This is a genomic window from Anaerosporobacter faecicola, from assembly GCF_012070565.1.
Taxonomy (GTDB): domain Bacteria; phylum Bacillota; class Clostridia; order Lachnospirales; family Lachnospiraceae; genus Anaerosporobacter; species Anaerosporobacter faecicola.
Genome location: NZ_JAAQRO010000008.1, coordinates 202315 through 227310, shown reverse-complemented (window position 1 = coordinate 227310; position 24996 = coordinate 202315). Strand labels below are relative to the sequence as shown.

28 protein-coding genes are annotated in these 24996 nt (G+C 29.0%); all 28 read left to right on the top strand.

Annotated features, from left to right (window positions below; all coding sequences use genetic code 11):
* The first annotated feature begins 2 nt into the window (after nucleotides 1–2).
* The 28 genes from HBB17_RS04230 (at nucleotide 3) to HBB17_RS04100 (ending at nucleotide 24850) form a co-directional block, all read left to right on the top strand.
* On the top strand, nucleotides 3–716 hold the full coding sequence (locus HBB17_RS04230) for an IspD/TarI family cytidylyltransferase (protein ID WP_167956029.1): 714 nt from the start codon (nucleotides 3–5) through the stop codon (nucleotides 714–716).
* Between the two features lies 1 nt (nucleotide 717).
* A complete protein-coding gene (locus tag HBB17_RS04225; protein ID WP_167956027.1) occupies nucleotides 718–1773 on the top strand; it encodes a galactitol-1-phosphate 5-dehydrogenase in 1056 nt (351 codons plus the stop codon).
* Nucleotides 1766–2437: a ribulose-phosphate 3-epimerase gene (locus tag HBB17_RS04220; protein ID WP_167956025.1), complete on the top strand. Its 672-nt coding sequence runs from the start codon at nucleotides 1766–1768 to the stop codon at nucleotides 2435–2437. Before HBB17_RS04225 ends, HBB17_RS04220 begins: the two co-directional genes overlap by 8 nt.
* A 26-nt stretch (nucleotides 2438–2463) precedes the next feature.
* Nucleotides 2464–2916, top strand: a complete 453-nt coding sequence (locus tag HBB17_RS04215) for a hypothetical protein (protein WP_167956023.1) — start codon at nucleotides 2464–2466, stop codon at nucleotides 2914–2916.
* A gap of 28 nt (nucleotides 2917–2944) precedes the next feature.
* The gene (locus tag HBB17_RS04210; RefSeq protein ID WP_167956022.1) at nucleotides 2945–4273 is read left to right on the top strand and encodes a glycosyltransferase family 9 protein; all 1329 of its coding nucleotides are present in this window, start codon (nucleotides 2945–2947) and stop codon (nucleotides 4271–4273) included.
* Between the two features lie 52 nt (nucleotides 4274–4325).
* Nucleotides 4326–4451 (top strand): hypothetical protein, encoded by a 126-nt coding sequence (locus tag HBB17_RS20610; protein ID WP_274380756.1) that lies wholly within the window; start codon nucleotides 4326–4328, stop codon nucleotides 4449–4451.
* 1 nt (nucleotide 4452) lies between these two features.
* The gene (locus tag HBB17_RS04205) at nucleotides 4453–4929 is read left to right on the top strand and encodes a hypothetical protein (RefSeq protein WP_167956021.1); all 477 of its coding nucleotides are present in this window, start codon (nucleotides 4453–4455) and stop codon (nucleotides 4927–4929) included.
* An 8-nt stretch (nucleotides 4930–4937) separates the two neighbouring features.
* Nucleotides 4938–5858, top strand: a complete 921-nt coding sequence (locus HBB17_RS04200) for a glycosyltransferase family 2 protein (protein ID WP_167956020.1) — start codon at nucleotides 4938–4940, stop codon at nucleotides 5856–5858.
* Between the two features lie 5 nt (nucleotides 5859–5863).
* On the top strand, nucleotides 5864–6967 hold the full coding sequence (locus HBB17_RS04195) for a DegT/DnrJ/EryC1/StrS family aminotransferase (RefSeq protein WP_167956019.1): 1104 nt from the start codon (nucleotides 5864–5866) through the stop codon (nucleotides 6965–6967).
* Between the two features lie 2 nt (nucleotides 6968–6969).
* Nucleotides 6970–7380 (top strand): sugar 3,4-ketoisomerase, encoded by a 411-nt coding sequence (locus HBB17_RS04190; RefSeq protein WP_167956018.1) that lies wholly within the window; start codon nucleotides 6970–6972, stop codon nucleotides 7378–7380.
* A 9-nt stretch (nucleotides 7381–7389) separates the two neighbouring features.
* Nucleotides 7390–8325 (top strand): hypothetical protein, encoded by a 936-nt coding sequence (locus tag HBB17_RS04185; protein ID WP_167956017.1) that lies wholly within the window; start codon nucleotides 7390–7392, stop codon nucleotides 8323–8325.
* Nucleotides 8325–9332 carry a TylF/MycF/NovP-related O-methyltransferase gene (locus HBB17_RS04180; RefSeq protein ID WP_167956016.1) on the top strand — a complete coding sequence of 336 codons (1008 nt, stop codon included), beginning with the start codon at nucleotides 8325–8327 and terminating at the stop codon, nucleotides 9330–9332. The genes HBB17_RS04185 and HBB17_RS04180 overlap by 1 nt, the downstream gene beginning before the upstream one ends.
* On the top strand, nucleotides 9322–10269 hold the full coding sequence (locus HBB17_RS04175) for a hypothetical protein (RefSeq protein WP_167956015.1): 948 nt from the start codon (nucleotides 9322–9324) through the stop codon (nucleotides 10267–10269). The genes HBB17_RS04180 and HBB17_RS04175 overlap by 11 nt, the downstream gene beginning before the upstream one ends.
* 551 nt (nucleotides 10270–10820) lie before the next feature.
* Nucleotides 10821–12710: a capsular polysaccharide export protein, LipB/KpsS family gene (locus HBB17_RS04170; protein ID WP_167956013.1), complete on the top strand. Its 1890-nt coding sequence runs from the start codon at nucleotides 10821–10823 to the stop codon at nucleotides 12708–12710.
* 23 nt (nucleotides 12711–12733) lie between these two features.
* Nucleotides 12734–13444 (top strand): acylneuraminate cytidylyltransferase family protein, encoded by a 711-nt coding sequence (locus tag HBB17_RS04165; protein ID WP_167956011.1) that lies wholly within the window; start codon nucleotides 12734–12736, stop codon nucleotides 13442–13444.
* Nucleotides 13441–14130, top strand: coding sequence for an acylneuraminate cytidylyltransferase family protein (locus HBB17_RS04160; RefSeq protein ID WP_167956009.1), 690 nt, complete (start codon nucleotides 13441–13443; stop codon nucleotides 14128–14130). Before HBB17_RS04165 ends, HBB17_RS04160 begins: the two co-directional genes overlap by 4 nt.
* Nucleotides 14131–14132: 2 nt before the next feature.
* A complete protein-coding gene (locus HBB17_RS04155; RefSeq protein ID WP_167956008.1) occupies nucleotides 14133–14906 on the top strand; it encodes an SDR family NAD(P)-dependent oxidoreductase in 774 nt (257 codons plus the stop codon).
* 25 nt (nucleotides 14907–14931) lie between these two features.
* Nucleotides 14932–15834: an aldo/keto reductase gene (locus HBB17_RS04150; RefSeq protein WP_167956006.1), complete on the top strand. Its 903-nt coding sequence runs from the start codon at nucleotides 14932–14934 to the stop codon at nucleotides 15832–15834.
* A 42-nt stretch (nucleotides 15835–15876) separates the two neighbouring features.
* The gene (locus HBB17_RS04145; RefSeq protein ID WP_167956004.1) at nucleotides 15877–16527 is read left to right on the top strand and encodes an RraA family protein; all 651 of its coding nucleotides are present in this window, start codon (nucleotides 15877–15879) and stop codon (nucleotides 16525–16527) included.
* Between the two features lie 33 nt (nucleotides 16528–16560).
* The gene (pseB, locus tag HBB17_RS04140; protein WP_167956002.1) at nucleotides 16561–17550 is read left to right on the top strand and encodes a UDP-N-acetylglucosamine 4,6-dehydratase (inverting); all 990 of its coding nucleotides are present in this window, start codon (nucleotides 16561–16563) and stop codon (nucleotides 17548–17550) included.
* A gap of 58 nt (nucleotides 17551–17608) precedes the next feature.
* Nucleotides 17609–18619, top strand: coding sequence for an N-acetylneuraminate synthase family protein (locus HBB17_RS04135; protein ID WP_167956000.1), 1011 nt, complete (start codon nucleotides 17609–17611; stop codon nucleotides 18617–18619).
* 24 nt (nucleotides 18620–18643) lie between these two features.
* Nucleotides 18644–19837 (top strand): ATP-grasp domain-containing protein, encoded by a 1194-nt coding sequence (locus HBB17_RS04130; protein ID WP_167955998.1) that lies wholly within the window; start codon nucleotides 18644–18646, stop codon nucleotides 19835–19837.
* A gap of 95 nt (nucleotides 19838–19932) precedes the next feature.
* Nucleotides 19933–21063 carry a radical SAM/SPASM domain-containing protein gene (locus HBB17_RS04125; RefSeq protein WP_167955996.1) on the top strand — a complete coding sequence of 377 codons (1131 nt, stop codon included), beginning with the start codon at nucleotides 19933–19935 and terminating at the stop codon, nucleotides 21061–21063.
* 15 nt (nucleotides 21064–21078) lie between these two features.
* Nucleotides 21079–21720 carry a class I SAM-dependent methyltransferase gene (locus tag HBB17_RS04120; RefSeq protein ID WP_167955994.1) on the top strand — a complete coding sequence of 214 codons (642 nt, stop codon included), beginning with the start codon at nucleotides 21079–21081 and terminating at the stop codon, nucleotides 21718–21720.
* A gap of 7 nt (nucleotides 21721–21727) precedes the next feature.
* Complete coding sequence (locus HBB17_RS04115; RefSeq protein WP_167955992.1) at nucleotides 21728–22477, top strand: amidohydrolase family protein; 750 nt, start codon at nucleotides 21728–21730, stop codon at nucleotides 22475–22477.
* Between the two features lie 65 nt (nucleotides 22478–22542).
* Nucleotides 22543–23583 (top strand): UDP-2,4-diacetamido-2,4,6-trideoxy-beta-L-altropyranose hydrolase, encoded by a 1041-nt coding sequence (pseG, locus tag HBB17_RS04110; protein WP_167955990.1) that lies wholly within the window; start codon nucleotides 22543–22545, stop codon nucleotides 23581–23583.
* Nucleotides 23584–23659: 76 nt separating this feature from the next.
* Nucleotides 23660–24115 (top strand): GNAT family N-acetyltransferase, encoded by a 456-nt coding sequence (locus tag HBB17_RS04105; RefSeq protein ID WP_167955988.1) that lies wholly within the window; start codon nucleotides 23660–23662, stop codon nucleotides 24113–24115.
* Nucleotides 24116–24166: 51 nt separating this feature from the next.
* A complete protein-coding gene (locus HBB17_RS04100) occupies nucleotides 24167–24850 on the top strand; it encodes a PIG-L deacetylase family protein (RefSeq protein WP_167955986.1) in 684 nt (227 codons plus the stop codon).
* The last annotated feature ends 146 nt before the right edge of the window (nucleotides 24851–24996 follow it).

Genomic DNA, 24996 nt, shown 5'->3' with positions numbered 1-24996 from the left:
AGATGAATATTGCAATTATTTTAGCTGGTGGTAATGCTAGCAGGATGAAAGCGATTGATGTTCCAAAACAGTATCTTATGGTAAGTGATAAACCAGTAATTTCTTACTGTTTAGCAACATTTCAAAAGCATAAAAATATCGATGCAATTATTATTGTAGCAAAAGAAGAATGGCACCAATTCCTTAATGAGTGGCTAACAAAGGAAAATATTCATAAGTTTAAAGGCTTTGCCATGCCAGGTAAGTCAAGACAACATTCAATCTATAATGGTTTATGCTACGCTAAGCAAATAGTAAATAAAGAAATTAAGGAAGATGAAATTGTAATCATTCATGATGCAGCAAGACCTCTTGTAAGCGAACGAATTATAACAGATTGTATACACGGAGCTACTACATCGGATGGAGCGATGCCAGTAATAAAAGTTAAAGATACAATTTATCGTAGTTTGGAAGGTAAGCATATTGAAGGTTTGTTAAATCGTGATGAACTATATGCAGGACAAGCTCCAGAGAGTTTTAAACTTAATAGTTACCTTAGTATACATGAACGATTATCAGATGAAGAAATCGGAGCAATAAGAGGAAGTAGTGAGATTGCTTATAAATATGGTATGAAAATTGAACTAATAGAGGGCTCTGAAGATAATTTTAAAATTACGACGATGGAAGACCTAGAAAAATTCAAACTATTAGTAGGGAGTGAGGAGCTGTAGCATGAAGGGGTACGTATTACATGGAATAAGCAATATTCAATATGAGAATGTAGAAGAACCGAAACTAGATGATGATAGTGTACTAGTAGAAGTGATGGCAGCAGGAGTTTGTGGATCGGATATACCTAGAATTTTTGAAACTGGAACCTACCATTTTCCTACGATACCTGGGCATGAGTTTTCTGGTATTGTACGTAAGACAGGAGATAGTAAAAATAATAACTGGCTTGGCAAAAGAGTAGGGATCTTTCCTTTGATCCCTTGTAAAACCTGTATACACTGTAAAAACCAAGATTACGAGATGTGCCAAAATTACAGTTATTTAGGCTCTCGTACCGATGGAGGGTTTGCAGAGTATGTTCGTGTCCCGGTATGGAATCTACTGTCTTTGCCAGATGAGATATCCTATGAAGAAGCAGCAATGCTAGAACCATTCTCTGTGGCTATCCATTCAATGAAACAGATTGAAGAAAGAAATTGTAGAACAATTGCTATATATGGAGCAGGTCCAATTGGTATGATGGTTGCATTAGTGGCCAGAGCTAAAGGAATTGAGCACATATATATAATAGTAAATAAACAGGAACAAGCAGAATTAGCACATAGCTTAGGTTTCAATAATATATGCAACATAAAAGAGATGGATCCAGTTCAATGGATATTACAGTATACGGAACAAGTTGGGGTTGACACTGTAGTAGAAGGTGTTGGAAGCGATAAGGTATTAGGTTCGTGTTTATCAATGGTCAAAGGAAAAGGAAGTGTTCTTTTATTAGCTAATCCCAAAGGTGATTATGCTTTAGATAAAGGCACATATTGGAAGATACTTAGAAAACAATTAGCTTTGTATGGAACATGGAATTCAAGCTATGGTTGTGCTGATGATAATTGGCATCAAGCAATTCAATATTTAGTTAACAAGCAAATTAACATAAAACCATTAATTACTCATAAGTTAGCTTTTAATGATCTTATACGTGGGCTAACAATTATGCGTGATAAAACAGAATTCTACAGCAAGATAATGATTGTTAAAAGGGGGATTGCTAATGAATAAGGAACAAGGCAAGATATCAGCATCATTAATGTGCTTAAAGCTTAAAGATCTAGAGAATGATATCAAAATCATGGAAGAAGAAAAAGTCGATTATCTTCATGTTGATGTTATGGATGGAGACTTTGTACCTAACTACGGATTTGGGACAGATTATATTAATGGAATTCGAGAGATGACAGATATACCTCTTGATTTTCATCTTATGGTTATGAGACCAGAAGATAAGCTTGAATGGTTTAAATTACGACCACAAGACCGTGTCTGTATTCATTATGAAAGTACAATCCATGTACAAAGAACATTAGTAAGAGCAAAAAGTTATGGCTCAAAAGTAATGTTAGCAATCAATCCTGGTACACCACTTTATGCAGTGGAAGAAGTTCTTGATTATATTGATGGAATCCTCGTATTGACAGTTAATCCTGGGTTCGCGGGACAGAAGATTGTTCGAAGCTGTATATCAAAGGTAGAACGTTTAAAAGAATTCTTAGATGAACAAGGCTATGGGGATTTAGAGTTAGCTGTTGATGGAAACATTAGTTATGAGAATGCAAAACTTTTTAGAAATATGGGAGCTAATATTTTTGTTGCGGGTAGTTCGAGTATCTTTGATGGTGGAGATTTAAGAGTGAATATAGAGAAGTATAGAGATGTGATTAAATAATCATTTGTTACTTACGGAGGCTGATTATGGACAATATTACAAAAGAACTGAATGATCATATAAGTGAAGCTGAAAAAGGAAGACAAATATGGATACAATACTGTGATAACTATAAGATAGATAGTCAAACATTAGTAGTATTAATGCCAGAACATGATTGGAAGTATAACGAAATTGCATTAAAGCACATGGAGCAATATTGTTTCAAAAAAAAATTAAAGAAAAAGGTTATTCTAACTGTCGATAATACAGTAATTGAAAAGTATATACAATACTCAAGTGATGCCAATGCAATACTCGTAGATGACGAAGTTGCCGATGATATATTGCAATTCTATTGTTTGTATGACTTTACACCGAATCTAGTGATTGCATCTTTAGAAAAACCATATGGACGAAAAGGAAAAGGGTGTGTAGGAAAAAATAAGCTTTCCTTAGAAGAAGTTGCTACGGCTATGTGGTATGAAATCTACTTGTAAAATTACTATATATTAGGGTGGTGAAATAGTGGAATATAATCTATTATGTGAAATGAAACAAAACTTAGATGAGCAGATTAGTAATAAAAAATTTGTAGATAAGAAGTTAATATTGTTTGGTTATAATCAAGCTTCTGAAGAGGCTGCTAGATATTTAACTCAATTTTCATTAGATATTGATGCGGTGATTGATAATAACAAAAAAAAGATTGGTCAAGCAATTGGAAATGCTATGGTATATGCTCCTGAAGATTATTTATTACCATATAAAAAAGATGTTGTTATATTAATTGCTTCAAAGTATTATAGTGAGATGGTTAATCAGCTTGAGAATATGGGATATTCAGAAGAGCAACATATTATTAAAATGATAGAGTATTCACCATATAGTATTAACAGTATAAAAAAGGAAGTATTTGATGAAAAGATTAAACATGTAGTCAGAGGAAAAGAAATTTATAGCGATATACTAATCCAAGCTAAAGGTTTGGAGAAGGTTTTTGTTATTCCATTAGTCCAATTAGGTGATGCATATTTGGGTTTATCCTTTTTAAGAGCATACTTACAAAAAAATCAAATACATAATTATGTTATAATTATGTTAAAGAGTGCATGTTCAAAAATAGCTATATTATATGGAGTTGAGGAAAAAACACAATTAATCAACTCAGATGATATGTCAGATTTGCTAGAATACTTGAGATTTACCAATTTTGATAACAAAAAAGCCTTTATTATTCATCATCTCATTCCATATACAGTAGGAATAAAACGATTAGGAAATTATCGGGGATTAACTTTTGCGGATCAATTTCGTTACAATATGTATGAATTAGATATGGGAGTAAAGCCAGAACTTCCATTGTATACTTATCATACTAAAGAAAGTGAACGATATGTTGAACAACTATTTATTGATAATAATTTAATAAAGGGAAAAACAGCTATTTTAATGCCATATGCAAAGACTTCTATTGAGATGTCAGAATACTTTTGGATTGAGATAGCAAGAAAATTAAATGAAAAAGGGTATAAAGTTTGTACGAATTGTGGTGGAGAAGGAGAACAGGTGATACCCGGTACACAAAAGCTCTTTTTTGATATTAAATATGCTTTAGAAACAGTTGAAACAGCTGGTTTAGTGATTGGGTTACGTAGTGGATTATGTGATGTAATCGCAAGTGCAAAATGTAGAAAAATTATACTATATCCAGATCGTTATTATTGTTCAGATAAATATATTAAGTTTTATAGTTTAAACAAAATGGAACTATGTAATGATGCAATTGAACTTGTGTATAATGAACAAATTGAAAATGATAAAATGGTTTCACAAGTAGTAGAAAACCTAGAATAATTTGAATGTCGTGTGTATGAATGGAAGCAGAATATTATAGTATATAAACATAATGGATGTAAAGAATGGCAGAAAACCTTTAGGACTTGATATGGCGATGGCAATTAATATTGATAGAAGCGAAGATGTAATGTTTGGATTCAAGAGGATAAAAGCTATAGTTTATAGGAGGGTATAATATGAAAAAAGGTATTTATGGTATTTTGGGAATTGCATTAGGTAGTATTACAACATTAGTTATCAATAAAAAATTGATCACTAAATCAAACATTGATGAAAGAAAAAAAGTAGATAAATTCAGAGGCTATTATGCATTACTAAATCAATGGTTAATAAATAAGAATAATAGTAAAGAGATAAGTGAGTATTTTATTAAAAACCAATATAAGAATATAGCCATATATGGACTAGGTGAATTAGGTAATAGATTAATCAATGAATTAGAAAATACAGAAATTAATATAAGTTATGGAATTGACAAAGAAGATATTTTTGATAGTAATGCAATAAAGATATATAGTATAGATAATGAATTGCCAGAAGTAGATGTAATTGTTGTTACTGCAACATTTGCATTTAATGAAATATATAATGACTTAGTATCTAAAGTTAATTGTCCAATAATATCATTAGATGATATTATATTTGGTTTATAGGAGTTCATATGAAAAAGTTGGTATCGATTTGTTTATTAACATATATGCATGAAAATTATATTGTAGATTGTTTAAATAGTATAATTAATCAAACGTATCCTAGACTAGAATTAATTATATATGATGATTACTCTACAGATAGAACTATGGAGCTAATATTTAAAACTTTAAAAAATAAACGGAATAGATTTGAAAAAATAACAATTTTACAAAGTAAAATGAATACAGGAAACATATGCAAAAATGTTAATATCATGACAAAATATGCAAAAGGAGACTTTGTTAAAGATTTTTCAGGTGATGATTTAATGTTTCCCGATTGTATCGAAAATCTTGTTTTGGCATTTGAAAAAAACTCAGATATAGGGGTAGTATGTGGAAAACCAATATGTATAAATGATAAATTTAAATTACCTCAAGATATGTCTTTACACAAGTTTGAAGAGGCAACTATTAATATAATTTCAGGACAGAGAGTATTTGAAAAGTTATTACACAAAAATTTCATTAATGCTCCTAGTGCAATGATAAAAAGAGAGTTATTTATAAAATATGGTTATTATAATGAAAAAATAGGCTTTGAAGATCTTGATATGTGGTTAAAATTATCGCATCATAATATCAGTTTTGCATTCATTGATTGTAAAGTGGTTTTTTACAGAAGAGGTGAATCTTCCATTACGAATTATAACTCTTCAATGGGGAGTAAAAAAATAAAGTATATGTTCATGGAAGAAAGAAAAGTAGTCAAAAAGTACCTTAAATATGTTAGCCCAAGTATACAGAAAGAATGTATTACTAATTTATATAGAATGTATATAGATGATGCACGAGCCTATAATTTGCGATTTTTTGATATGAAAATATTCAAAGTGTTTATTAATGATAAGATTTCTATTAAAGAACTATTTTGTATGGAAAGGAAGTAGCATACATGATTCCATATTTGAATCTACAAGTATTACATAGCGTTATTAAAAAAGAGATTTCAGATGCTATGGATAGAGTTACTAATAATGAATGGTATATATTGGGCAATGAATTGGCTAAATTTGAAGAAGAGTATGCTGATTTTTGTGGAACAGAGTATTGTATTGGTATAGGAAATGGGTTAGATGCATTGCATCTTATATTAGCAGCATTAGATATTGGACAAGGTGATGAGGTTATATTACCAGTAAATACATTCATTGCTACAGCTTTAGCTGTAAGTTATGTAGGAGCTAAACCGGTATTCGTTGATGTTGATGATAATGCATTAATTGATATAGATAAAATAGAAAAGGCTATCACAAAAAGGACAAAAGCAATTATTCCTGTTCATTTATACGGAAGAATTACTGATATGAATAGAATAAACCAGATTGCATCAAATAATAATTTACTAGTAATAGAGGATGCTGCACAAGCACATGGAGCAGTAGATTTGGTTACTGATAAGAAAGCTGGGGCTTTGGGTCGAGCAGCAGAATTTAGTTTTTATCCAGGGAAAAATCTAGGAGCATTAGGTGATGGTGGAGCAATAACAACAAATGATAAAGAAATTTATGAGAGAGTTAAGTGTCTCCGAAATTATGGAGCTACAAAAAAATACCATCATATTTATAAAGGTTTTAATTCTAGATTAGATGAATTACAAGCAGCTGTATTACGTGTTAAGCTAAAATACTTAGACAAATGGAATAAAGAAAGAAGAGGTATTGCAGAATATTTTTGTAAGAATATTAATAATCCTCTTATTCGTACTCCACAGTTCACTGATAAAGATAATGTATGGCATATATTTCCAGTATATTGTGAAGATGAAAAAGGACTAGAAAGATATTTATTAAATAAAGAAATAATGGTACAGAGACATTATCCAGTACCTTTACATTTGCAAAAAGCATATGATGATCTAGGTTATAAAGAAGGAGATTTTTTATATGCAGAGAAATTAGCTAAGCAAGAAATATCATTACCAATATGGGTTGGCATGAGTGATAATGATTTACAGTATATCTGTGATACGATAAATAGTTATGAGAGGGGGAAATAATAATGCAGATAGTAAAATACCAATTTCAACAACATGGAGATGAAAGAGGAAGTTTAGTAGCGTTAGAAGAATTCAAAGATATTCCATTTGAAATAAAAAGAGTTTATTATATGTATGATACAGCTAAAGGAGTTACTAGAGGGTATCATGCACATAAAAATTTAGAACAGATACTTATATGTATTCATGGTTCTTGTAAAGTGAAATTAGATAATGGAACAGAAAAGAAAATTGTATATTTAGAGAAACCATATGAAGGACTATATGTACCTAATAATATGTGGCGAGAGATGTATGATTTTTCTGATGATGCTGTATTATTAGTATTAGCTTCAGAATATTACATTGAAGATGATTATATTAGAAACTATGATGAATTTTTAAATATGTTACAACAGAATAAAGATAAATAAGGTGATTATATGGAGTTGAAGAGCATTAGTAGAGAAGAATATGACAAATTAATTGACTCAAATTATTATGTATACAATGCATCTTGGTTTCATGAAATTAATAAAGAAAAAGTTGATTATTTAGAATATTTGATTTTTAAATCAAAGAAAAATAAACTTGGTATTATTGCAGGAGTAAAAGATAACTGTTTGAAGATGCCATATTCTGCACCATTTTCTATGTTAGAAAAAATGGATACAAACGTAAAAATAGAAGATATTGAGGAGTCAATAGATCTTTTAGAAAATTATTGCATTGAAAAAGAAATTAATCAAATATATTTTAGGACACCGCCGAGTTTTTATGATGAAACTTTTATAAGTAAAGTACAAAATTGTCTATTAAGAAAAAATTATAAAATATTTACATGTGATTTGAATTATCAGTTCTACTTAAGAAATGTTACGATTTTAGAAACAAATATGCAGAGAAATGCAAAGAAGAATTTAAAAATTGCTAATAAGTTTAACTTCAAACTTATTTATTGTGATGCTATTACCAAAAAAAAAGAAGCATATGAAATAATAGCTACAAATCGAAAAAATAGAGGGTTTCCGTTAAGAATGACTTGGGAACAAGTAGAAGAAACAATACGATATATGATACATGATTTTTTTATATTACAGCTTGATGGTCAGTCTATAGCATCTGCTATAATATTTAAAATTACAAAAGATATATATCAAGTAATCTACTGGGGTGATATTGCGGGATATACGGAATATAAGCCTATGAATTATCTTGCATACAATCTTTATAAATATTATTTACAAAAAGGAATTAAAGTTTTAGACATAGGGCCTTCCACTGAGGATGGAGAACCTAATTATGGACTCTGTAGTTTTAAAGAAAGTATTGGTTGTGAAGTGAGTAGTAAATTTAGTTATTGGAAAGGACTTAACTAATGGATAGTATTTTAATATTTGGTACAGGAAGTGTTGCGAATAAGCTATTAGATAATATTGATTATTCCAAAGTAAATATATTAGCTTTTATTAATTCGGACAATACAATAAATGAGTTTAGAGCATATGATGTAATTAGTCCAGAACATATATGTCAATATAGATATGATTATATTGTAATTGCAAGTGGATATGTGAAGAATATCATACGAGTTCTACAGGATCAAAATGTTGATTTAAAAAAAGTTGTTAGTTTTATATATGACGATTCAGAAACTTATCTTAATATAGCTAAAAATATTAAATCATATTTAAATAAAACCTACAATAGAGATAAAATATTTGATTGGCTTAAGGATACTATGCTTGTGCCCAATATTTATCCAGCAACAATGTGGAATGGTAACTGTATGTTGGATAGTTTTTATAAAGATTTTGTGAGAGAACAAACGGTAAGATTATTATCACAAGTAATAAATGATAAAAATATAAAAGGTTCAATAGTAGAGTTGGGGGTTTTTAGAGGAGATTTTACAGTTGTAATCAATCAAATATTTAAAAGCCGTAAGTTATTTTTATTTGATACATTTGAAGGCTTTTCTAAAAAAGACATTGATGAAGATATAACAATGGATAATAAAAGAGGTGAAAGTAATAAATTTAAGGATACAAGTATGGATTTTGTTTTAGGACGACTCGCATATAAGGACAATGTAATCTTTAAAAAAGGCTACTTTCCAGAAACATTTGACTTAGACCTTGAGACATTCTCTTTTGTAAGTATCGATCTTAATCTGTTTAATCCGGTTAAAAGTGCATTGGAAATATTTTACCCAAGAATGGAAAAAGGAGGATATATATTAATAAGTGATTACTATGCACCTTTTTATGAAGGAACAAGGAAGGCTGTAGACGAATGGTGTAGCGTTAATAATGTTAGTATAATACCTGTTGCAGATTTTTATGGTAGTGCATTGATTGTAAAGGGGGAAAAAAATGGTCAATGAGTATGGGGGCTATCTTCCAATTGAATTAATGAATAACAGTGAGTATTATATTGGTAAAAATGTAAAGAGATTTAACTGTGCTAGAAGTGCTATTTTATATGTGCTTATTAATTATGACTATAATTGCATTTATTTACCGATTTATATGTGTGAGTCTGTAAGAGATTCAATACAAAAATATAATATAGAGATACGATATTATAATATTGATGAAAATTTTGAACCTTTAATTAACGAAATTCCCTCAAATGCTATAATCCTTATTGCTAATTATTATGGTATTAGAGAATCTTCTGAAAAATTTTTAAGAAAATATAAGAATGTAATATTTGATAATACACAAGCTTTTTTCGAAAAACCAATTGAGGGGGCTTACAATATATATTCTTGTAGAAAATTTTTCGGAGTATGTGATGGTGCTTATTTAATCTGCAATAATTTGATCGAAAAAAGTTTACCTGAATATTGTCCAATATATGGGGAATACCTTTTTAAGGCAATAAATGAGGGAACAAATAGTGCATATTCGATAAGCTTACAAAATGAAGAACAAATAACCAAAAGTAATATATGTACTATGTCAAAGTTTTCGCAGAAAGTTCTTAAAGCTATAGATTATGAGGAGATAAAGAAAAAAAGAATAAAAAATTTTATGTTTCTTATGAATAGATTAGACAATATTAATTGTTTAAATATAGGTAATATAGAGGATAAAGTACCGATGGTATATCCTTTACTTTTAGAAAAGGACATACGACATAAACTGATTAGTAAGAAGATTTATGTGGCTCAATGGTGGAAATATATTCTAGAAAAAGAAATCGGCAATAGGTTTGAAAGAAAGTTATCAAAGTATCTGTTACCACTACCAATTGATCAAAGATATGATATAGGTGATATGGAAGCAATAATAAAAATAATATTAAATGAAATTTAGGAGTAGTAATTAGAATAAACTAAAAGGTTATATAAATACAGTAGTAAATTAGTTTATTAGTAAATATGCTAATAAAGTATTATCATAGTTGGAACATGAACGCGTTTAGAAAGTTATTACAACTGTGGATTTTTAGATCAAATATTATTTTACACTGATAATAATCTGTCTTTATGGGGACAAGAATTTAGAAAAATTAATTATAGTATTGGCATAGTGATAGAACCTTCTTTTCCAAGTTTATCAGGGCATGACTCTGTTAGTAAGCTTAGCTAGCATTCAGTGTATGAACAGGTGGGAAGAAGGAGTTGGAACACGATTCCCGTAGGCAAGGAAGGTTCACCATCATAGTAAACAGAGATTGATAGCCTTTTATTATAAAGCAAACAAAGAGGATACTCTAACTATTATACGATGACTATATCACTATTAGTTCTTGGTATAGAGGTAACTAGATAAAGAAAAGTCAAAAAAATCAATACTTTGGGCTTTTACAATATAGGAAGGAGAGTATTGAGGTATTTATTACAAATACATCATGCAGGTATTAGATGAAAACAATTGAAGATTATTTAAGTATTGAAGCGATAAAATTAAAAGAGAAAATAAACAAAAGGAAGATAGTAATATTTGGTGCTGGAACTAGAATAGAAAAGATCTTTGAAATATGGGATTTTTCAAATGATGTTTTGTTCTATGTTGATAATGATAAAAACAAATGGGGACAAACAATTCGAGGGAAAAATATTCAATCTCCACTAACATTGCAAGAAGTTGATACTCAAAATACAGTAGTGTTAATTGCATCACCATATCGTGATTCAATTATTAATCAAATCAATAAGATGTCTATACAATTAGAAATAATTGATATTTGTCAATTATTTGAATTAGATTTTTGGTTATCATTACACTTCGATTCTTCAAAGAAGTATTTATCATTTTTAGAAAAAAATAAAGAAGAGATAAAAAATAGCATAATTGAAAGAACAAAAAGAGTTGATAAAAATCAAGAAATAGGCATAGTTATTGTCCCTGCTTTTCCGACATCGTATTGTTACTACTCGATAACAATAATGTTGATTTTATTATCAAAGGGTTATAAAGCAACTTTAATAATAGATGACTTAGTTGGAACTGAAGATTATACATTATATGAAGGTGCTTCAAAAATGTATAATTCTATAACTAAAGAGGTATTAGATTACTTATTTAGTATTGTTAAAATTCCAGTACTATATATAAGTGATGCAGGAAAAGTTAAAGACATTAATGAAGAAGAAAAAATTAAGATAGAATCTATTGCTAATACATCAGCACAGTGGTTGCTTTCTGTAAAATCATTTAAAATAAGAGAAAAAGGCGTTGATGAAGTCGCTTTAGCTTTCAAAAAAATCTTAATTGAAAACATGAAATATGTAAAAAGTTTTTTTGAAAAATATAAATTTGACACAATAAATATTTATACTGGAATATATAATAATATGGGGTTATATTCAATTGTTTCAGAAGAAAAAAATATTCGTATGTCAAGCTATGACTCTAATGGAAGAAAAAATGGTAAGATATTCTTTTGTAAAAAAGGAATATTTGGACAGTTACCAGAAATGTATGATATATTGACTAATAAAGAAAAAATGATAGATAAAAAGTTATATAATGAGTTGTGCAAATATGGTAAAAAAAGAATTGAACAATCCCAAAATTCTACAATGGAAGCTGGAAGTATGTTTTATCAAAGTACAAAAGATGATAATTTTAATGAAAAGATAGATATCTTAATGCCTATGAACATTGAATGGGATTCATCAGCATGTTCAGTTTGTTCAGTATTTAAATCAATGGAAAATTGGTTAATAGAAACGTTACAGTTTATTTTATCAAATACCAATGAAACGATAATGGTCAGAGAACATCCACGTAAAGCGCAATTAGATAAAATGTATAATTTTATAAATATAAAAGAAATTTTAGAAACAAAATTTGAAAATAATCCTAGAATAATATTTATCAAAGCAGAAGATAAAATAAATACTTATAAACAAATAAAGAATTGCAAAATTGTTTTACCATACACTTCTACGGTAGGTTTAGAAGCTGCTATTATGAATAAAAAAGTTGTGCTTGCTACAGAAGTATATTATAGAGGTATTAAAGGAATAAAATATACTGATAGTAAAGAAGAGTATTTTAATACAATATTATCTGAAATAAAAAGTGATCGTACAGATGAGGAGGTTTCAGAAGACTTGTATTTAGCTATTGCATTACATGACTATCTTGGAATAAATACTGATTTCTCTGAGTGTTTAACAGAATGGACTGAGTCACACTTTTCAGAACTTAAAGAGTTAGAAGTCACTGACTGTATAGTTAATACAGTTGCAGAAAATCAATCTTATGTACTTCAAAATATTAAAAGAAATTTCAAATATATATAATTTAAAGATTAGGGTGATGAATTTTGAGAACATTATATTTTATACCTGCAAGGTCTGGTTCAAAGGGAATTAAGGACAAGAATATAAAATTAATAAATAATAAGCCATTATTATCATATGTAATATCAGCTATAAGAAATACAAATAATTTTAATAGTAGTAAAGATATTATTTTTTTAAACACAGATTCAGAACGATACGCTGAAATTGGTAAGGAATATGGTGCTGAAACACCATATCTAAGACAAAAAGAGTTAGCTACTGATAGCTCAGTAATTACGGATGTTATAATAAATATGATGAATTATTATAAGAATAAAAACATTGAATTTGACTATTTAGCATTTATACAACCTACATCTCCATTAATTACTTCTGAAGATATAGATAAAGGTTTTGAAGAGTTAGAAGAAAATCCTTCTATTGATGCAATAAATTCAGTAACCGAAGCAGATACTATTCCTCTTTGGTGTAATACATTAGATGAGAATTTGTCAATGGATAACTTTATTGATGAAGAAATTAAAAAAAAGAATAGACAAGAGCTACCACAATATTACCAAATAACAGGAGCAATTCGAATAGCGCGTTATCAAAAAATTATTATGAATAAATTCGACTGGTATAAAAACTCAAAAGCATTAATCTTAGATAAGTTGCACTCAGTTGATATAGATACTATTGAAGATTTTATGTATGCAGAATATTTGATTAAGAGGAGAGATAACGTATGAAAAAATCATTATGTGTTATACCCGCAAGATCTGGATCAAAGGGTTTAAAAGATAAAAATATACTAGATTTATGTGGAAAACCAGTGCTAGCATATACAATAGAGGCTTGTAAGGAATCCGAAATCTTTGATGATGTATTTGTAATAACTGATAGTGAAGAATATGCGGATATTGCAAGAAGCTATGGTGCGGAAATTCCTTTTATGGAAAGTAAAGAAATGGCTGGAGATTTAGTTAGTTCAGCTGAACCATTATTGTATTGCTATGATTATCTAAAAAGAGATTATAAATTAATGTGGTTATTTCAACCAACATCACCTTTAAAGATGGCTGACGATATAGTGAATGCATATAAAGTATTTGAAAGCAATAAATACTGTGAATTCGTTTTAAGTACTACAGAAATTGATCCACATTATTTTCACTGGGCACTTGAAGATTTAAATTCTGGAATGTCAGAGATGTATTTTGGTAAAAAGATGTTAAAGGATAGAACGGAGTTAAGTCCTGTCTATCGACCAAACGGAGCAATTAAGGTTGGTGTAACAGATAGTGTGATCAGATGGAGACATTTCTTTGGAGACAATATAGTACGAACTACTATGCCAGAAGAACGCTCAATACATATAAGAAATCAATTTGACCTTGATATGTGTGAGATGTTATTAAAGAAGAGAGGTATGTAAATATGTCACTGGAGCAAAAAAAGATAGTAGTTACGGCGGGGTGCTCTGGTCTTGGAAAAGTGTTTACTGATTTTTTATTATCTAAAGGTGCTTTTGTTATTCCAACTTCGAGGAGTAAAGAGAACATAGATGATTTTCTATTAACTTTAGATAAAAGACATATGTCAAACTGTAAGCCTGAGATTCTCTGCCTTGATCAACAAGATAAAATTGAGGAGTTTATTTCAAATATAAAAAGTAAATATAATGAGGGAATATATGCTCTAGTAGATTGCGCGGTGTGTCGTGATAAAATTGAAAATGCATTTGAAATGGATATTAATATATGGCAACAACATTATAATGTGAATGTATTTGGAACTGCTTTCTTAATAGCAAGTATGGCTGATGATATAATAACTAAAGAAGGGGCAATCGTAAATATATCTTCAATGTATAGTGCAGTTGTTCCAGATAACAGAGTTTATGATCGTAACATGGTTCCGACTTCATTGATATATGCTTCATCAAAAGCAGCAATGAATTATATTACACAGTATATGGCAGTACAATATGCTTCTAAAGGAATTAATGTGAATTCTTTGCTAATAGGAGGAATTAGAGACAAGGATAGACAGACCGATTATTTTCATAAGGAATATTGTAGTAGAACGCCTTTAGGTAGAATGGCTGAGATTGATGAATTCAATAAGGCATTGGAATTTTGCTTAGATGATAAAAATAAATATTTTACTGGACAGCTGTTACAAATTGATGGTGGTTGGAATTTAAGATAAAAATGTATAACTAGGAGGAGTACTTATGGTAGATTTGTGTTTGGGTACAGTACAATTTGGCATGAAATACGGAATTAATAATACATTAGGACAGCCAAGTATCGAGAATAGTTTTGAAATGTTGGATATTGCAGTTGAACATAATATTAAGAAGATTGATACTGCATTTGCCTATGGAACAGCAGAAAATATTTTGGGAGAATTTATTAAAAAAAGACAACTAAAGAACAAATTAGAAATAATATCAAAACTTAAGCCTAATATATTAGAAGAGAACAGTAATAAGAAACCACTTGATATAATTACTCATGAGTTAGAACAATCTTTATCAAGATTAAACATAGACATTTTAGATGGATACTTATTACACACACCATCTTATGTTCATAATGATTATGTACTAGAAGCTTTACAGAAAAGTAAGGATAAAGGACTAACAAAGAATATAGGAGTTTCTATATATGAAATAGAAGATGGATTTTCAGCAGTGGACTCTGGAGTGGTTGATTATATTCAATTACCATATAGTATATTGGATCAAAGAGGTGAAAAAACTCAATTTATGCAATACGCCAAAAATAAAGGAGTTACAATATTTACCAGAAGCGCTTTTTTACAAGGACTAATTACTATGGATATTGAGAAAATACCAGATAATTTATCTAGTGCAAAAGAATTGATAAATAGATTTAGAGGAATACTTGATAAATACGATCTTAGTGTTGTTGATGGTGCGTTACAATATGTACAAAGCAATTCTAATATAGATTATTTAGTGTTTGGGGTTGATACAAAAGAGCAATTATTACAAAATATTAATTATTTTAATCGAGGATCTTTAAATGATGAGTTTATAACTGAAATTTCTAATTCATTTAATAATGTAGAAAAAGCTATAATTTTTCCAAGTTTATGGAGTAGAAAGTAGTTGTAAAGCCTTATTAAATAAATGGCAGAAAGGGTGTAGAATATGGAGCAGGTTGAGAAACAAATTATTGATTTTATTAGAAGAAACCATGTATCAACAACAGAAGTGGCTGACTGTCTGGGAAAATCAGGACTATTCCATGATTCAGTAGCGTTGAATCAAAGGCATTTTGAGGTTGGAAGAATTAGGTATTCATATGCTATTGAAGAATCGAATTGGACTGTTCATGAAGAAGCAGAGAAGTTAGAAGATGGAGAAATTTTTATGATTGATGCCATTGATGTAAATGGTAGAGCTATTATAGGAGATTTGGTTTCTAAATATGTTCTTTTATACAAGAGAGCAGCAGCAATTATTACTAATGGTAAATTGCGTGATGCACATACCCTAATTAAAGAAAATTATTCAATATGGTGCAATGGTGTATCCCCTATTGGTTGTTTCAATAAAAATGTTAATAAAGAAAAGTATAACGAGATAATACAAAAGGGAAAAAATATATATGATGGTGCTATCGCTGTTTGTGATGATAGTGGAGTCGTTATAATAGGTAAGGAAAATATAACCGAGGAGTTATTGGAAAAATTAAGAAAGATTGAAGAGCAAGAGGATATATGGTATGATTGCATCGACCGAAGAAAAATGTCAACATTTGATACCGTATGTTTAAAAAAGTATCTTAAAAATAATTAGAAGTATAGAAAATAAAAATGAAAGAGGGAAAATATGTTAAATAATAAAACGATTTTAATAACAGGTGGCACAGGTTCTTTTGGAAATTACTTTACAGATTATGTCTTGAAAAACTATAAACCCAAAAAAATAATAATATATTCAAGAGATGAATATAAACAATTTATTATGGCTAATAGACTAAAGAAATACGAAAAAATATTACGTTTTTTTATTGGTGATGTTAGAGATAAAGCTCGTTTAGCTAGAGCATTGAATGGTGTTGATTATGTAATACATGCGGCTGCAATGAAGCAGGTTCCTGCTTGTGAGTACAATCCAATAGAGGCAGTTAAAACTAATATAAATGGAGCAATGAATGTTATTGATGCAGTATTAGATTCTCCAACTGTAAAGAGAGTAGTTGCCTTATCAACAGATAAATCAGTAAATCCAATAAATTTATATGGTGGTACCAAATTAGTATCAGACAAGCTTTTTATTGCTGCTAATTCGTATGTTGGAGATAGAGAACTGAATTTTTCTGTTGTACGATATGGAAATGTTGCAGGAAGTAGGGGATCTGTTATACCATTTTTTCAAGAAATCATTAACAGTGGGAAAAAGGAATTACCTATTACAGATTTTAGGATGACAAGATTTTGGATTAATCTTGAGCAAGGAGTTCAGTTAGTAATTAAGGCATTGCAAGAAGCCAAGGGCGGAGAAACCTTTATTTCTAAAATACCATCTTTTAAAATAACAGATTTAGCGAAGGCTATGTTGCCAGAGTGTTCAATGATTGAGGTCGGAATACGAGAGGGTGAGAAGCTACATGAAGTTATGGTTACTAAAGAAGATTCATTAACAACGTATGAGTACGAAAAACACTATATTATCTATCCACATTTTAATTGGTGGAATAAAGAGTATATTATAGAAGGCGGTAAAAAGGTTGATAGTGGTTTTGAGTATAACTCTGGAAATAATAAAGAATGGTTATCTGTTGACCAACTTGTGAAAAATATTAGAGGATTAAAATAAGAATTTTAATGGCAGTGCGTATGGGATTATTTTTTAGTAATTTTAACAGGAGAGAAATATGATTAAATTAGATAATAATACTATTGGTGGTGAAAGAACATATATTATAGCAGAAATAGGTTCAAACCATAATCAAGATATTAATTTGGCATATGAAATGATGGAAATAGCTAAAGAGTGTGGTGCAGATGCTGTTAAGTTTCAGTCAATTAAAGGAGAAAAGTTATATCAATATTCTAGAATCTCACCTGAGCAGATTGATTTACTAAAAAAAATACAATTAGAAGAAGATTGGTATGATAAAATATTTGATTATGCTAAGAAAATTGGTATTACTTGTTTGAGTGCACCTACATATTTAGATGCTATTGATTTATTAAATGCTCAACAAGTACCTATAGTCAAAATAGCTTCACCACAGACGTATGGTTTTCCACAATTAATAGAAAAGGTAAATGATATGAATGTACCGATCATCATGTCTACTGGATATTGTTTATATAAAGATATAGAGAGAGCAGTTAAACTTATTAGAAATAGAGAACAGTTAATATTATTACATTGTATTGCGAGTTATCCAACTCCAGTGGATGAAGTTAATTTAAATTTCATAGATACATTAAAAGCAATGTTTGGAACAGTTGTTGGTTTTTCTGATCATACTTTAGGATACCATATCACTTTAGCTGCAGTGGCAAGAGGTGCCAAGGTAATAGAAAAGCATATTACCTTATCGCGAAAGAATATAGGGCCCGATCATTTTTTTGCAATTGAACCGAATGAATTTAAGTCTATGGTATCATGTATTAGAGATATTGAAAAAGCATTAGGTAATGGAATTAGAAATAACTTAACAGAGTTTGAGTTAGAAAATAGAGATACATTTGAAATGAGACTATATTCAAGAAACAAAGTAGAAAAAGGTAAGATAATAACAAAAGAAGATATCGATTATTACAGAGGGGATAACAGTATGATATCAGCTTGGAATTTAAATGAGATAGTTGGAAAACAAGTACAGGCCGAAATTGAAAGCAATCATCCTTTGAAGATTAAAGATTTCTTATAGTTACAAGTGAGAGGAGTGGTATTGTTGAAAAAAATTATGATAATTGGAGCAGGTTGGGAACAGATTCCATTAATTGATAATGCAAAGAAAATGGGCTATTATGTTATAGCAACAACTCAGTGGAGTGTAAATCAATTGAATGCAGATGTAGTATATAAAGTAGATAGTAGGAACATCGAAGAACTTGAAAAAATATATAATTGCGAGTTGCCAGATGCCATAACATCTGATGAATGTGATTATTCAATGTATGCTGTTGCTTATTTGACTACAAAACATAATTTACCTGGACCTCAATTAGAAACATTGACCATTACTAATAATAAATATTTACAAAGAAAGATTTTAGTTGATAAGGGATTAACTTCAATAAAGCAACCAGAGTTTTCTTTATGTTGGAATTATGAACAGGCTGTAAGTGAGGCTGAAAAGATTGGCTATCCTGTAATAATAAAGCCATTGGATAACAGAGGAAGTATAGGAGTAATAAAGGTAAGCAATAAGGAGAGTATTAAAAATGCATGGCTAACTGCGGTTGTTAACTCTCATTCAAGAATGTGCATTATTGAAAAATATATTGAAGGAGATACGATTACTGTAGAAGGTTTTTTTGATAGCAAACAATTCAATTTTATAACTGTTTCAAGTAAGGATACTTATAAGGATAATAAAAATGTTGCAAAAATCCTTTATTATCCAGGGAAATTAAGTCAATCACAGATTGGTTTAGTTAAAAATTATTCTGAGAATATAGTAAAAGCATATGGAATAAATTTTGGTTTTACTCATTTTGAGTTCTTAATTGAAGAAAATACAGATAATATATATTTTGTAGAAGCAGCTAATCGAGGTGGAGGTGTATTTATTTCCAACGTAATATTGAAATCTATCACAGGATATAATTTTACGGAATCATTGATAAGAATGTCTCTTGGGGAAAAAGTATTGATCAAGTCTTTGGAACTCAAGAAAAAAGCAATTATGTATTTTTTCTCTCCTTTGGGTAAAGAACTACCAGAACAGATTTCTAATTCTAATATATTAGCTATGCATATTAATGCTACGAAGAATAAAGAGATGGGTAGTACAGATGATGCAAGATCAAGGGAGGGAGTAGTAATACTTGAGGGTGACAAATTTGAAAAACTACTTGTTGATGCTGCAGATATAGAACATCGTATAAAGGCATTAGATACGGAATATGTACATGTTTTTTAAATTAAAGAGATCAATTAATAGAAAATAATAACGATATATTTTTGAAGTAGCTTAAGTAAAGTGAGTTCAATTAATATATTTTATGGAGGTAAAGAATGTTTGATAAATATAGAGCAAAGGATATAATAAATACTTACGCTGAAAATTATGCACAAATGAAAAGTATTATTGAAAAGAAAGAAAGAGGAGAGATCATAGAGGGAGATTTATTAGAGCCAAAAGGGTTATTAAATATTTATGTAGAATCAACGAATAGATGTAATCTTAGTTGTATATTTTGTGCAAGAGAAAATATGAGTAGAGAATTAAAAAGTGTAAGTCTGGAATCATTTTGCAAGACAATCGATAAGTTGAAAAAAGGTAGTTATATATCCCTTAATGGTAATGGAGAGCCACTTTTAAATCCTCAGATTTATGATATGATAGAATACGCATCTAGAAAAGAGATGTTTGTTTCCATAATTACCAATGGTACAGCTCTAACTGATAAAAATATTGTAAAGTTAGCTAATAGTGGTGTGTCTCGTGTTCAAATATCGTTCCAATCTTTACATAAAGAGACTTATGAAAAGGTTTTAAAAGGTGCGAATTTTGATAGAACAATTAGACAAGTACTGAAATTCATAAAATATGTAAGAGAAAATAAGAAACCAGTTTTTATTACAGTAGGTACAGTTCTAGTTGAAGAAGGCAAAGAGTATAGAGAAGTATCAAAAAAATTCTGGAATCAAATGCCGATTGATAACTACTATGAAGGTGAATTATTAAGTTTACAATCAGATAGTAAGGAATATGGTAAATTAGAAGATAAAAAGATTAATGAGGAATATGATATTTGTGTTAATCCATGGACTTCTGTGAAAGTTAATGCAGATGGTACTGTAAATCCTTGTTCATTGGATTGGTCTAGCAAGTTTGTAATAGGAAATATTAACGATAATACGTTAGAAGAAATCTTATTATCTGAAAAAGCTAGAGAGTTTAGAAAAGCAGTTGCTAATGCAGATTTTGAGTATCTTAAGAACATAGGTTATGATTGTAGAAATTGTAATACGTGGACAGAAGAACTCGAGTATGGAATGAAGAGCTTTTTAGATAAGAGATTTCCTATTAAATTGGGCTTGGTAATTGATGAAGTTGCTGGAGAGAGAAATTCTGATTTAGAGTATTTAAATAAAGTTTTACAACAACTAGAGAATGATACTTTTTCAATTAATAATATATAGATATGGAGAGATAAAATGACGAATATAGATGAGTATAGGAAAATTCAAGAGGATGCAATACAACGTTATTCGGAGAGATACAAGCGCTTAGGGGTTGTACCACAAGCTTTAGGTTGGGGAAAGAAAGAAGATCAAATCGAACGGTTTGATACATTGATCAAAAATATAGATTTTACCAATAAAAGGATATTGGATATTGGATGTGGGTTTGCGGATTTTTATGTGTATTTAAAAGACCATGACATTAACTGTAAGTATATAGGAATTGATATTATACCAGATTTCATTGAATATTGTAAAAACAAATTTCCTGAATGTGAATTTTATCAAAAAAATGTGTTGTTAGATACTGATTCTATAAGTAATGCAGATATAGTTTTATCATTAGGAACACTCAATTTTAAATTGCATAATATTAATAATTTAGACTATACTAAAGAATTTATGAAAAAATCATTTAGTTTAGCAAATGAAACGCTTATTTTAGACTTTTTAAGTACTAAATTAACAAAAACTTATCCCAAAGAAGATTTAGTTTATTATCATTCACCAAATACAATTATGGATATGGCTTTCGAATTAACTGATAATCTACAGTTAGTCCATAATTACAAGCCAATACCACAAAAAGAGTTTATGATATTCTTAGGGAAGTAGGTTTACTATGATTGATGCACATTTTCACTATGACTTCACAAATGATTCAAAACTTGATCTTAATAATATAGAAAAAATAATGAATGATAATTCAATTGAGAAAATTTTACTTCATATTATAGATCCATGTTTATCTGTCAAACAATTATGTAATATAACATGGCCAACTAATATCATACCCAGTGTAATGCTTAATCCACTTGAAAAAATATGTAGTTTAGAATTAGAAAAACTGAAAAATCATAATATTAGATTTGTTAAGATATTACCGTATGAACAAAATATAGATTATAAGGATTTCCCTAAAATATTAGAGTATGCAAAAAAAATACAAGAATATAATATGTGTTTAGTTATTTGCGCGGCATATGGTTCGAAAAATATATATAAAACAAATGGAATACATCTAGCAGAATATTTATTAGGCAACGGAATTATTTCACCATTAATAGTTGCGCATGGTGGAATGACGAAAGTACTTGATACATTATTACTAATGGAAGAATACCCTAATTTGTTTATGGATATTTCTTTTTCACTATATTACTGGTGGGGCTCAACAGTAATTCAAGATTATGCATTTGTTATAAAAAAGATGTCAGGAAAACGTATATTTTATGGCTCCGATTATCCTAATGTTACAATAGAACAAAGTTTGAATATATTTAAAGATTTTTGTTATAAGTATGATATTAATAGTAGCATTCAACAGAATATATTAAATAGTAATTTTAGTGAGCTTTGTAATAGCTTATAATCAAAGTTTATACAACCACTATAATTAATAAGAATACTACTGGAGTTTGAGGGGAGCATGTTGTTATGAATATAGCTTTTCGTTTTGATGTTGGTGAAAATATTGGATATGGTCATTTTGTTCGTTGCAATGCATTAGCAGATGCATTAAGCAAGAATAAGGAGTGTAAGATTTTTTTTATAATCAGAAATGATATGAATGTAGGAGTAAAATATAAGATAATCAAATTATCAACAGAGTACAATATCAATAATGTTGATGATTATGTTTACGAAAGTATAGAAAATGAACTAAATGAGCTTATGCATGTATTAAAAAAACTGAGTATTGATTGCTTAATTGTAGACAATTATGGTGTAACTAATAACTATTTTACTAGATTACGGAAGTCTGTTAAAAATATTATTTACATTGATGATCTATGTAAAGAAAAGTATAATGTGAACATGATTGTTAATGGGAATTGTTATGCTACTGACTTAAGTTATGATAATGAATCAATTAATCTTTTGGGTTGCAAGTATACCTTAATGCGAGAGTGTTTTCGGAACTGTAATAATAGAATAGTTAATGAAAATGTTAAAACTATTACAATAACTACTGGTGGTAGTGATCCATTAGGTATGACTTGTAAAGTAATCGAGGTATTAAAAAAGGTTAAATTTGATAGTAAGATAAATGTTAGAATAATAATTGGTAAAGCATTCAACAATGTTTTCTCAATAAAAAATAGTATTGGAAACTTACCATATTTTAAATTAATATACAATTCAAATATGAAGGAAGAAATGCTGAAATCTGATTTATTTATTACTTCCTCAGGTAGTACATTATATGAATTAGCAGCAACAGGTACACCTTCAATAAGTTTTATACTTTCACCGGATCAAATCATGGTTGCAGAATACATGAATAAGAAAGAAGTAACTATTAATATAGGCAATTATAGTGATATAGACAATCGCTTGAGTAAAATAGTGAACAATGTGGTCAACTCTTTTTTGTTAAGAAAAAAAATGAGTAACAATGGTTTAAAATTGATCGATGGATTAGGAACAGATAGAGTAGCAGAAATGATAATAAAAATGGTAATGAATAGGATATAAGAATATTATATTACTTTATTGATCCATATATTATTCAAACACTTACTTAAGTGATTTCTATTTAGATAGGAGTATTATGAAATATTTAAGAGATGTTATTCTCACAGATATGGATTTGTTGTTTCAATGGGTGAATGAAACAGAGGTAAGAAAAAATTCATTTAATATAGAGATGATTAAATATGAAAATCATATAAGATGGTTTCATGATAGATACCAAGATAATAATTGTTTCATGTATATATTAATGGATAATGATACTCCAGTTGGTCAGATACGGTTAGAATATAAAGACAATATTGCATATATTGATTATAGTATTCAAAAGAATTATAGAAAAAAAGGATATGGAACAGTAATCATAAAATTAATAGAGAATAAGGTTCGAGAGATATATGATAGAACAATATTAGTTGCTAACGTAAAGAAGAGTAATATTCATTCAATAATGAGATTTCGGAATTTAGGTTATAGTTGTATAGAATATAATGATTATTTTGAGTTTTCTAAAGAAATTGATAATACTATGTAATTGTATAACATGTTTAAAATTATTAGTTAATAATGATTAAGGAGGGGTTTAATGAATAAGATTTTAGTTGTTGTTGCTCATCCTGATGATGAAGTTCTTGGTGTTGGTGCTACTGTTGCAAGATATGTTGAAAAAGGAGATATAGTACAGTGTTTAATACTGGGGGAGGGACAAACATCTAGATTCAATAATCGAGATACAGTTGATAAGGACATTATCGATAAGTTACATGCAGATACATTAGAAGCTGCAAAATATGTTGGATATAGTAAAGTTGACTTTGCTAATTTACCTGATAATCGTTTTGATCAGGTAGAATTAATTGATGTAGTTAAGCTTGTCGAAGCGAAAATTAATGAATTTCGTCCTAATATTATATATACACACCATTTTGGTGATTTGAATATTGATCATCAATATACGTATCATGCTGTAATAACTGCAACTAGGCCAATGAAAGATTGTTGTGTAAAAGAAATATATACATTTGAAACACTATCTTCATCTGAATGGAATTTTGGATTAAAACAAAGTTTTGAACCTAATGTATTTATTGACATAAGTAAGTATATAGAACATAAAAAGAAAGCGATGCAGTGTTATAAAACAGAGTTATGTCAATATCCACATCCAAGATCTGAAGATGGGATTGAACTTTTAGCTAAGTATCGTGGGTTAATAGTTGGAAAATCATATGTTGAAGCTTTTCAATGTATTAGAAAAATAATAGATTAGTGTAATTAAGTTAAAAAAAGATAGAATAGTATAGCACATGTTGTTTAGTATAGATATATTTAATTTATTAAACTATGAAGTAAAAGATATTTATAGAGTAAAAAATGGCTAAAAAATGTGAAAAATTAAGAAAGAAGTTGATCCCA

What these genes read in the sequence shown, in the direction of transcription:
- HBB17_RS04160 (WP_167956009.1), top strand. Translation starts at nt 13,441, where the DNA reads ATGAAAAAATCATTATGTGTTATACCCGCAAGATCTGGATCAAAGGGT.
- HBB17_RS04185 (WP_167956017.1), top strand. Translation starts at nt 7,390, where the DNA reads ATGGAGTTGAAGAGCATTAGTAGAGAAGAATATGACAAATTAATTGAC.
- HBB17_RS04150 (WP_167956006.1), top strand. Translation starts at nt 14,932, where the DNA reads ATGGTAGATTTGTGTTTGGGTACAGTACAATTTGGCATGAAATACGGA.
- HBB17_RS04100 (WP_167955986.1), top strand. Translation starts at nt 24,167, where the DNA reads ATGAATAAGATTTTAGTTGTTGTTGCTCATCCTGATGATGAAGTTCTT.
- HBB17_RS04120 (WP_167955994.1), top strand. Translation starts at nt 21,079, where the DNA reads ATGACGAATATAGATGAGTATAGGAAAATTCAAGAGGATGCAATACAA.
- HBB17_RS04155 (WP_167956008.1), top strand. Translation starts at nt 14,133, where the DNA reads ATGTCACTGGAGCAAAAAAAGATAGTAGTTACGGCGGGGTGCTCTGGT.
- HBB17_RS04105 (WP_167955988.1), top strand. Translation starts at nt 23,660, where the DNA reads ATGAAATATTTAAGAGATGTTATTCTCACAGATATGGATTTGTTGTTT.
- HBB17_RS04215 (WP_167956023.1), top strand. Translation starts at nt 2,464, where the DNA reads ATGGACAATATTACAAAAGAACTGAATGATCATATAAGTGAAGCTGAA.
- pseB (WP_167956002.1), top strand. Translation starts at nt 16,561, where the DNA reads ATGTTAAATAATAAAACGATTTTAATAACAGGTGGCACAGGTTCTTTT.
- HBB17_RS04195 (WP_167956019.1), top strand. Translation starts at nt 5,864, where the DNA reads ATGATTCCATATTTGAATCTACAAGTATTACATAGCGTTATTAAAAAA.
- HBB17_RS04135 (WP_167956000.1), top strand. Translation starts at nt 17,609, where the DNA reads ATGATTAAATTAGATAATAATACTATTGGTGGTGAAAGAACATATATT.
- HBB17_RS04190 (WP_167956018.1), top strand. Translation starts at nt 6,970, where the DNA reads ATGCAGATAGTAAAATACCAATTTCAACAACATGGAGATGAAAGAGGA.
- pseG (WP_167955990.1), top strand. Translation starts at nt 22,543, where the DNA reads ATGAATATAGCTTTTCGTTTTGATGTTGGTGAAAATATTGGATATGGT.
- HBB17_RS04175 (WP_167956015.1), top strand. Translation starts at nt 9,322, where the DNA reads ATGGTCAATGAGTATGGGGGCTATCTTCCAATTGAATTAATGAATAAC.
- HBB17_RS04230 (WP_167956029.1), top strand. Translation starts at nt 3, where the DNA reads ATGAATATTGCAATTATTTTAGCTGGTGGTAATGCTAGCAGGATGAAA.
- HBB17_RS04205 (WP_167956021.1), top strand. Translation starts at nt 4,453, where the DNA reads ATGAAAAAAGGTATTTATGGTATTTTGGGAATTGCATTAGGTAGTATT.
- HBB17_RS04225 (WP_167956027.1), top strand. Translation starts at nt 718, where the DNA reads ATGAAGGGGTACGTATTACATGGAATAAGCAATATTCAATATGAGAAT.
- HBB17_RS04220 (WP_167956025.1), top strand. Translation starts at nt 1,766, where the DNA reads ATGAATAAGGAACAAGGCAAGATATCAGCATCATTAATGTGCTTAAAG.
- HBB17_RS04125 (WP_167955996.1), top strand. Translation starts at nt 19,933, where the DNA reads ATGTTTGATAAATATAGAGCAAAGGATATAATAAATACTTACGCTGAA.
- HBB17_RS04200 (WP_167956020.1), top strand. Translation starts at nt 4,938, where the DNA reads ATGAAAAAGTTGGTATCGATTTGTTTATTAACATATATGCATGAAAAT.
- HBB17_RS20610 (WP_274380756.1), top strand. Translation starts at nt 4,326, where the DNA reads ATGGATGTAAAGAATGGCAGAAAACCTTTAGGACTTGATATGGCGATG.
- HBB17_RS04180 (WP_167956016.1), top strand. Translation starts at nt 8,325, where the DNA reads ATGGATAGTATTTTAATATTTGGTACAGGAAGTGTTGCGAATAAGCTA.
- HBB17_RS04170 (WP_167956013.1), top strand. Translation starts at nt 10,821, where the DNA reads ATGAAAACAATTGAAGATTATTTAAGTATTGAAGCGATAAAATTAAAA.
- HBB17_RS04115 (WP_167955992.1), top strand. Translation starts at nt 21,728, where the DNA reads ATGATTGATGCACATTTTCACTATGACTTCACAAATGATTCAAAACTT.
- HBB17_RS04145 (WP_167956004.1), top strand. Translation starts at nt 15,877, where the DNA reads ATGGAGCAGGTTGAGAAACAAATTATTGATTTTATTAGAAGAAACCAT.